The sequence below is a fragment of the Microbulbifer halophilus genome (genome assembly GCF_026183675.1).
Classification (GTDB): domain Bacteria; phylum Pseudomonadota; class Gammaproteobacteria; order Pseudomonadales; family Cellvibrionaceae; genus Microbulbifer; species Microbulbifer halophilus.
Genome location: NZ_JAPIVK010000021.1, coordinates 75,622 through 84,990, shown reverse-complemented (window position 1 = coordinate 84,990; position 9,369 = coordinate 75,622). Strand labels below are relative to the sequence as shown.

General features: G+C 65.8%; 6 protein-coding genes. 4 read left to right on the top strand and 2 right to left on the bottom strand.

Annotated features, from left to right (window positions below; translation table 11 throughout):
• Positions 1 to 2,210: FtsX-like permease family protein (locus OQE62_RS12310; RefSeq protein ID WP_265722343.1), on the bottom strand; the 2,210-nt coding region annotated here is incomplete at its 3' end.
• On the bottom strand, positions 2,207 to 2,872 hold the full coding sequence (locus OQE62_RS12305; protein ID WP_265722342.1) for an ABC transporter ATP-binding protein: 666 nt from the start codon (positions 2,870 to 2,872) through the stop codon (positions 2,207 to 2,209). The genes OQE62_RS12310 and OQE62_RS12305, both read right to left, overlap by 4 nt.
• 657 nt (positions 2,873 to 3,529) lie before the next feature.
• Here OQE62_RS12305 and OQE62_RS12300 point away from each other — a divergent pair.
• From OQE62_RS12300 to OQE62_RS12285, 4 genes are all read left to right on the top strand, one after another.
• Complete coding sequence (locus OQE62_RS12300) at positions 3,530 to 5,191, top strand: nitrite/sulfite reductase (protein WP_265722341.1); 1,662 nt, start codon at positions 3,530 to 3,532, stop codon at positions 5,189 to 5,191.
• On the top strand, positions 5,175 to 5,729 hold the full coding sequence (locus tag OQE62_RS12295) for a DUF934 domain-containing protein (protein ID WP_265722340.1): 555 nt from the start codon (positions 5,175 to 5,177) through the stop codon (positions 5,727 to 5,729). The genes OQE62_RS12300 and OQE62_RS12295 overlap by 17 nt, the downstream gene beginning before the upstream one ends.
• A 225-nt stretch (positions 5,730 to 5,954) precedes the next feature.
• Positions 5,955 to 7,274 (top strand): ATP-grasp domain-containing protein, encoded by a 1,320-nt coding sequence (locus tag OQE62_RS12290; RefSeq protein WP_265722339.1) that lies wholly within the window; start codon positions 5,955 to 5,957, stop codon positions 7,272 to 7,274.
• Between the two features lie 6 nt (positions 7,275 to 7,280).
• Positions 7,281 to 9,305 (top strand): CocE/NonD family hydrolase, encoded by a 2,025-nt coding sequence (locus OQE62_RS12285; protein ID WP_265722338.1) that lies wholly within the window; start codon positions 7,281 to 7,283, stop codon positions 9,303 to 9,305.
• Positions 9,306 to 9,369 lie beyond the last annotated feature (64 nt).

Sequence of the window (9,369 nt, the reverse complement as noted above, 5' to 3'; positions counted from 1 at the left end):
CGCGACACGCCCAGCGCCCATAGCGGCGCCAGCTGGCCGCGGCGCTGGCCGGACTGGGCCAGCAGGCTCGACAGCAGCGCCAGCCCCGCGACCCCGAGTGTCAGGCTGTTCAGGGCCCGGGTGATGGCGAAAGTGCGTTCGAAGATCTCTCGCGAGCGGCGCTTGATCTCGCGCTGGTCGACCAGGCTGTCGCCGCCGATCGCCAGCGCCTGTACCAGATCCCGGCGCAGGGCGGCAGCGGCGCCGGGCGGTGCCCGCCGGTCCAGCACTATGCCGATGGAGTCGGGGGAAGTCCGATACCCTTCGCTGACTGCGTCCGCGGTCAGCATCACCTCGCCGCGCGGGTTGCCGTAGTCGGGATAGATGGCGGCGATCGACAGCTCCAGCGGCCCGGCGGGACTCGACAGGTGCAGCCGGTCGCCGGGTTTCATCCCCGTGGCGAGGGCGAGCTGCTCGTTGATCATCGCCGCGCCCCGGGCGAAGGCCCGCCACGCCGATGCCTCGCCCCCCGGCGCATTCAGCAGGGGCCAGCTTTTCGTCAGCGCTCCGCGGGGCGCGATGCCGTACACGCTCACCGACCGGGGCCCGTAGGGCGCGTCGCGGCCGGCCAGCAGCCTGGCCTCGGCGCTGGCGCGGGGCAGCAGGGTGTCGACCTGGCCCCGCGATTCGAGCCAGTCGCTGGCGGCCCCGTACTGCGACGGGGAAAGGCGCAGGTAGAGATCCGCGACCAGGCGCTGGTCCAGCCACTGGAGGAATGTCAGTCGGAAGCCGCCCACCATGCTGCCCACACCGAGGTTGGCCGACAGGGCCAGCAACAGCGCCATTGCGGCCACCGACAGCCGCGGCAGTTGCAACTGCAGATCCGCCAGCGCCCATTGCGCCAGCGGGTGGCGCCGCAGCGGGCGCCCGGCGAGGGTCGTCAGCGCGGCCAGCAGCGGCGGCAACCAGAGTGCGCTGCCCACCAGCCCCGCGGCGATCATGGCGAAACCCGGAATCAATCCCTCGGCCGGTGGCCGGTAGCGGAGCCAGGCGAGCAGCCCCAGTGCAAGCAGCCACAGGGCACCGCCGGCCAGTGCCATGGCGCGGAGCTGGCGCAGAAATTGACCGCGCCAGGCCTGGGCGCGGCCCAGCCCCAGCACATCGAGCCGCGCCGCCCGCCACAGGGTACCCAGGCCAGCAACCAGCATACCGCCCAGGGTCACCGCCAGCCCGCCCAGCCAGTAGCGCCACGGCAGTGCCAGTTCACTCCCCACGCGCTCGCCATAGAGGATCTGCAGGCTGGCGGCCACATCGGGCAGCAACCACCGGGCCAGCCCCACCCCGCCGACAATGCCCAGCGACGCCCCCACCAGCCCCAGCAGCAGCAACTCCCCCAGCAACAGGCCCACCAGCGCCCGGCCCGAGACCCCCAGTGCGCGCAGGGTGCGCATCAGTCCCAGGCGCTGTTCCAGCGCCAGGCTGAGCGCGGCGTACACGATCAACAGCCCCACCGCCAGGGCCAGCAGGGCCATGGCGGTCAGATTGAGATGGAAGCTGTCGCTCAACTGGCCCGGCGCCGCCAGATTTTCAGCGTCGCTGCGCAGCAGTGAATCGGGCAGCTCGAACTGCGTTTCCGGCGCCGCCAGCAGCCGATCGGGGTGCTCGCGCCGGAGCAGTTCCAGGGCGGCGGCAATATCCATCACCGCCACGCCGGGCGGCAATTGCGGCGCTGGTTGCAGCGGCGGCAGCCGGCGTCCGTCGGCCAGCGGTGGCAGTCGGTCGCCCGCCGCCGTCAGGCCCGCCAGGGTGTCGGGGGCCAGGCGGGTGCGGTACGGAGGGAGCAGGAAGTCGCGCAGTGTCTCGGCACCGCCGGCCGTGGACAGGCCACTGTCTTTGGGGAGGGTCAGGGGATCGATGCCCAATATCTGCAGGCGCCCGCCCCCGGCGAGCTCCAGCTCGTCTTCCACCAGTGGCGATACCGGCGCACCCGCGAGGCGCAGCGACAGGTAATCGTCCGCGCTCAGCGGGCGGCCGTCGCGGCGCTCGATCCGGTCCAGGCCGGTGCTGAACAGGGCTTCGGCGCGCGCGTAGCTGTCGCGGGCCGAGGCATTGATCGCCTGTACGCCGCTCCACAGGGCGCTGGCCACCATGAGCCCGACCAGCAGCATGGCGAGCTGGCCCGGATGGCGGCGATAGTGCGACAGCAGGGTGAGAAAGGCGGTCGCGGTCACGCCGGTCCCCTTTCGATACGGCCGTGGCTGAGCGTCACACGGCGATCCAGCGGCGCCGCCACCCGCGGGCTGTGGGTGACCATCAACAGGGCGCAGCCCTTGTCCCGCACCAGTGCCAGCAGCAGCGCCAGCACCTCGTCGGCGCTGTTTTCGTCGAGATTGCCGGTGGGCTCATCGGCCAGCAGCAGTGCCGGGCGCGCCGCCAGCGCGCGGCCAATCGCCAGGCGCTGCTGCTGGCCGCCGGAGAGCTGTTCCGGATAGCGCCCCGCCATGCCGGCGAGGCCCAGGCGCCCGAGCAACTCGCGATTCCACGCCGCGTCCTCCCGGCCCGCCAGGCGGGCCTGCAGGCTCAGGTTGTCGGCCAGATTCAGGCTCGGCACCAGGTGAAACTGCTGGAAGACCAGGCCCTGGCGTTCGCGCCGCAGGCGGGCGCGGGCGGGCTCGTCGAGTGCGGACAGCGCCTCGCCATGGAGGCGCACCTCGCCGGCGTCGGGCGTATCGAGGCCCGCCGCCAGGTGCAACAGGGTCGACTTGCCGCAGCCCGACTCCCCCATCAGGGCCAGGCTCTCGCCGGCGGCCAGGTGCAGGTCGATGTGCCGGAGAACACTGAGGGGCCCCTGCGGCGTGGGGTAGGACTTGCTGAGGTGGCGAAGTTCGAGCATGGCGTTCCCCGACGAGGATCGAAGCTCAGGTTCCGCAGTGCGAGAAGCTTGCCAATGGCAGAAGCCGGGGCGAGGTGCACGGCGATTGCGAAGGGGTTATCGGGAACTCAGGTTTCAGTGTGGAAGGGGCCTGTCAATGGCTCCCCGAACCTCGAGTCGGGAAGTCCGCCCGGCACTGCTCTGCTCCGGGCGCGGGGCCGATTTACTGCGATGCGACCCAGAAAATACAGGTAGCCACGAAGATCGCTACCAAGGCCACGGCGGCAACGGCATCTGCCGCGCTATCACTCTCATTGGAAACAACTACTTCTTTACTCATCGAATGACTCCGATTGCTTGTGGGCCACCCCTGAAATCCGCTGCGCATGTCCATCCGCTACGGTTTCGGGAGTACCGTGATTATTGTTATTCAGGGTAGCTGTACTGCACCTAAACGGTGTTTCCAGTAGATCAAATCCCCGCCGGCGGCGCAAGCGGGCCAGTGTGGAGGATTCCAGGCCTCTTATAACCGTTTGTTACCGCGGTAGCGAAAAAAATTGTTATTTTTTGCATAAGCGCGCTGGTATGTTATGCGCCATTGGAGAATACGCGGAGCTATTCCCCGCGCTTCTCCCGCACCGCTACGATCAGCGCAAATGGCAATGGAATCAAGCTGTTATGTATCGATATGACGACCGGGACCGCGCCATCATCGGCGAGCGCGTGGCCCAGTTCCGCGGCCAGACGGAACGCTACCTGGCCGGCGAGCTCAGCGAAGAGCAATTTCTGCCGCTGCGCCTGCAGAACGGCCTCTATATTCAGCGGCTGGCGCCGATGCTGCGCATCGCCGTGCCCTACGGCCTGCTGAACAGCACCCAGCTGCGCCGCCTGGCGCGCATCAGCCGCGACTACGACAAGGGCTACGCCCACTTCACCACCCGCCAGAATCTGCAGTTCAACTGGCCACAGTTGGAAGACGTGCCGGACATCCTGGCCGAACTGGCGGAAGTGGAGATGCACGCGGTGCAGACCAGCGGCAACTGCATCCGCAACACCACCTCGGACCCCTACGCCGGCGTGGCCCGCGACGAGATCGCCGACCCGCGGCCCTATTGCGAGCTGATCCGCCAGTGGTCCACCTTCCACCCGGAATTCGCCTTCCTGCCGCGCAAGTTCAAGATCGCCGTCAACGGCGCCCAGACCGATCGCGCTGCCATCCGCGTGCACGATATCGGTGTGCAGATCGTCGAGCGGGACGGCGAGATCGGATTCCAGGTACTGGTGGGCGGCGGCCAAGGCCGCACGCCGGTGATCGCCGAGACGATCCGCGACTTCCTGCCGGAGCGGCACCTGCTGTCCTATCTGGAAGCCATAGTGCGTGTCTACAACCAGCTGGGCCGGCGCGACAACAAGTACAAGGCCCGCATCAAGATCCTGGTCAAGGCCATGGGCGCTGACGAATTCGGCCGCCTGGTGGAAGCCGAGTGGGAACAGATCAAAGACGGCGCCGACGAACTGACGCCCGAGGCGCTGGCCTGGGCCAAGTCCTTCTTCACCGAGCCCCAGTACCGCCAGCTCGATCGCGACGCCAGCGAGGCCGCGCTGCAGGCACAGGCGTCGGAGGACAAGGCTTTCGCCCGCTGGCTGGAGCGCAACACTTTCGCCCACCGGGTGTCCGGCTACCGCGCCGTGCGCCTGTCCACCAAACCCACCGGCGTGCCGCCGGGCGACGTTACCGACCGCCAGCTGGAGGCCATCGCCGACCTGGCCGAGCGTTTCAGCTTCGGCGAGGTGCGCGTCACCCACGACCAGAATGTGGTGTTGGCGGATGTGGAACAGGCGCAGCTCCGCGAGCTCTGGCAGGCAGCCCGCCAGAATGGTTTCGCCACGCCCAATATCGGCACCCTGACCGATATGATCTGCTGCCCCGGCGGCGACTACTGCTCGCTGGCCAACGCCAAGTCCATCCCGGTGGCAGAGGCCATCCAGCGCCGTTTCGACGATATGGATTATCTCTACGACCTGGGCGACCTGAACCTGAACATCTCCGGCTGCATGAACGCCTGCGGCCACCACCACGTGGGTCATATCGGCATTCTTGGCGTGGACAAGAAAGGCGATGAGTTCTACCAGGTGCAGCTCGGGGGCAGCTCGTCCGAGAACGCCAGCCTGGCCAAGGTGCTGGGGCCGAGTTTCTCCCGCGCCGAAGTGGCGGACGTGATCGACACCATCCTGGATATCTACATCCGCGAGCGCCGCGAGGACGAACTGTTTATCGACACCTACCACCGTATCGGTCTGCAGCCTTTCAAGGAAAAAGTCTATGCCAAAGCCAGCTAAGCTCGGCCCCCAACCAGAAAATCCTGCTGAACTGATTGTCGATGGGAAAGTGGTCGCCAACGACTGGCGATTGCTGCCGCAGAGCGACGACGACGCGGAGATCACCGCCGACGCCCTGGCGCCCGGCAGGATCATCCTGCCCTACCGGGTCTGGAAAGACCTGCGGGGCGATCTGGCGCAGCGCCGCTCGGAGATCGGTGTCTGGCTGAACAGCGACGAAACCGCCGAACTGATCGGTGACGACGCCGGGGATCTGCCGCTGATCGCGGTCCACTTCCCGGCCTTTGCCGACGGCCGCGGCTTCAGCACCGGGCGGCTGCTGCGCGAGCGCTACGGTTACACCGGAGAACTGCGTGCAGTGGGCGTCTTCATGCGCGACCAGCTCACCTACCTGCGCCGCTGCGGCTTCAATGCTTTCGCCTACGAGGGCGAACAGTCGCTGGCGAAGCTGCTCGATTCCATGCGCGATTTCAGCGAGAGCTACCAGGCCGCGGTAGACGAAAAACTGCCACTGTTCCGCCGCCGCGGGCTCGCCTGAGACCTCCCTGACTGTACGGGCGAACCTCGCGTTCGCCCGGACCGCTATGGCCCCGACTCCTCCCGATGCACCAATCCCCAGAGCGAACACAGAATCCACCCCGATAGAAGACCGGTGTTTCCCGGATCTGTGAGCCGGAACGGTCAACCTCAGCCGGCGACACTAGACTGTAACTAATCAGAGTTTTTGCCGCGGCAAACGGTTTGTGCGCGGCGGGAGCAGTCCATGCCCAAGCATTTCTTTGTCCTCGGGCTCGACCCACTGCGCCGGTCCTTTCTCGAGAGCATTCGGGATGCCGGGGAATACCGTTTTCACCCACTGTTCAATATCGACGAAGTCGTCAACCCTACAACATTCGACTACGACGCAACGCTGGAGGAAGCACGGCGCCGGCTCGATGCCTTTTCCGGCCCCATCACCGGCATACTCGGTCACTGGGATTTTCCCTCCAGCGTCCTGCTGCCACACCTCAGCCGGGAGTACGGATTGCGTTCGGCCTCCCTGGAGGCGGTGCTCAAGTGTGAGCACAAGTACTGGTGCCGCCTCGAACAGCGCAAGCTGATGCCGGAGTGGACACCGGAATTCTGTGCTGTAAATCCATTCGCAGAGAAGCCCCTGGAGCAGTTGACCGTCGACTATCCCCTCTGGCTCAAGCCGATCAAGGCGCACTCCTCATTCCTCGGTTTCCGTATCGAGAGCGCAGAACAATTCAATGACGCCCTGCGCAGCATTCGCGCCGGCATCCACAGTTTTGGTGATCCGTTCAATCAGGCCCTCGCCCATATATCCGTGCCAAAAGAAGTGGGGGCGGTAGACGGCAACTGGTGCATCGCCGAGCAGATCATCACCGGCAAGCAGTGTGGCATCGAAGGTGCATTGCTCGATGGCGATTACCGGGTGCACGGTATCGTCGACACGGTCAAGGACAATAAAAACCGGAGCTTTACCCGTTATGACTATCCTTCCGTGTGGCCGCGACAGGCGCGGGAGAAAATCTGCAACGCGGGCGCAGAGCTGCTGCGCCATATGGGGTTTGACAACTCACCCTTCGGGATTGAATTTTTTTGGGACGCGAAAACAAATACATTCAAGGTGCTCGAGATCAACACGCGGATCTCCCAGTCACACAGCGACCAATTCATCAAGGTGCACGGTGTATCCAATCACCAGGTGCCCATAGATCTCGCCCAGGGCCGGATTACCGACCTGGGCCAGTGCCGGGGAAACTACAACACAGCGGCCAAGTTCATGCTACGCCGCTACAGCGACGCCGTGCTTGAAAGAGCGCCTTCGGAAGAGGAAATCAAACATATCGAGCGGGAATTTCCCCACAGCAAGGTCGTGATAACCGCGACCCGGGACCGCCGGTTGTCCGAGCAACCGATGCAGGACAGTTACAGTTTCGAGATTGCCAATATCTGGCTGGGGGCGCAAAACCAGCAGGAGCTACTGGAAAAATATCACCGACTGGCGGATTCACTGCACTTCCAGTTCTCCGATGGCGGCGAGCCCGAGTCCTTTCAGTTCAACCGCGTACGCTACTAGTTCACCATGAACACCATCAGCGAGTTCCCCTACCGGATCGAGATGCGAGAGCATGTGGAGATACCCATGCCCGACGGCTGCCGGCTGGCGGCGCGCATCTGGCTGCCGGAAAACGCCGAACGGCAACCGGTGCCGGCGATTCTCGAATATATCCCCTATCGCAAACGGGATATGACCCGGCTGCGGGACTCCATCATGCACCCCTACCTGGCCGGCCACGGCTACGCCTGCGTGCGCGTCGACCTGCGCGGCAGCGGCGAATCCGGGGGCGTTTTGCGCGACCAGTACCGGCAGCGGGAACTCGACGACGGCGCCGCGGTGATTGCCTGGCTGGCGGAGCAGTCCTGGTGCGACGGCAATGTGGGCATGATGGGTATTTCCTGGGGCGGCTTCAACGCCCTGCAGGTGGCCTCGCAGGCGCCGCCGGCGCTGAAAGCGGTGGTCTCCGTCTGCTCCACCGACGACCTGTATTTCGACAACATGCACTATATGGGCGGTTGTCTGCTGACCGACAACCTGTCCGAGGCCACCACCATGTTCTCGGCCAATACCTGCCCGCCAGACCCGGCCCTGGTGGGCGACCGCTGGCGGGAAATGTGGCTGCAGCGCCTGCACGGCAGTGGCCTCTGGCTGGATACCTGGCTGCGCCACCAGTACCGGGACGAATATTGGCAACACGGCTCCGTCAGCGAGCACTACGACGCAATCCGCTGCCCGGTGATGCTGGTGGGCGGCTGGGCCGACGGCTACACCAACGCGATCTTCCGACTGCTGGAACACCTGCAGGTGCCCCGCCAGGGGCTGATCGGTCCCTGGGGCCACAAGTACCCGCACCAGGGCGTACCGGGCCCGGCCATCGGCTTTCTGCAGGAAGCACTGCGCTGGTGGGATCGTTGGCTCAAGGGACACGACACCGGCATCACACGCGAACCCATGCTGCGCGCCTGGATGCAGGAGAGTGTGCCGCCCACCACCTATTACCAGGAGCGGCCGGGGCGCTGGGTAGGAGAGGAAGTCTGGCCGGCGCCACAAATTCACAATGTCGCCTACGGCCTGGATGCTCACCGCATCCTGATGCCCGGCGAGCCCCCCTGCCCTGGCGACGAGCGTGTCGATGTGCAGTCGCCCCTGTCCGTGGGCCTGCTGGCCGGCAAGTGGTGTTCCTACACCGCTGCCCCGGACCTGCCCCATGACCAGCGCCTGGAGGACGGCGGCTCGCTGGTATTCGAGAGCGCGCCGCTGGAACGGGAACTGGAAATACTGGGGGCGCCCTCGGCAGAACTGGAACTGGCATGCAACCAGCCGGTGGCGATGGTGGCCGCGCGGCTGTCCGACGTGGCGCCGGACGGCAAGGCCACCCGCGTGACCTACGGTCTTTACAACCTGACCCACCGCAAGAGCCACGCCGAGCCCGAGCAACTGGTGCCCGGCAAGGTCTACCGGGTGAGTGTGGCGATGAATGCCATCGGCCAGAACTTCCCCGCCGGCCACCGGCTGCGCCTGAGCCTGTCCACTTCCTACTGGGCACTGGCCTGGCCGTCTCCGCGGCCGGTGCGCATGACCGTCTACCCGGCTGCCAGCCGCCTGGTGCTGCCGGAGCGCGAACCGCGGCCGGAGGACGCGGATATTCGTTTCCAGAAACCGGAGGGCGCACCGCGGGCCCCGGTCGAGATCATAGAGCCCCCGGAACACAACTGGCTGGTGCACCGGAACCTGGCATTGGACCAGTCCGTGCTGGAGGTAATCAAGAACGAGGGCCTGAAGCGAATACAGGAGATCGACATGGAAGTGGCCAACCGGACCTGGAACTGGTACAGCTTCTGCGACGACGACTTCGAGAGCCTGCGCGGCGAAACCCGTACCGAGCGTCTATTCCGCCGCGGCAACTGGTCGGTCCGCACCACCACCCGCACGGTGTTGACCGCGGATACCGAGTACTTCTATATCCACGCCGAGCTGGACGCCTGGGAGGGCGACAGCCGCGTCTTTACCGAAAACTGGCAGCGCAAGATCCCCCGCGACCACCTCTGACCCCGCCTAAAAGCACAGGGCCCCAACCTACCCCGTAGCCCGCCGTGGGAGCCTACCCCGCAGG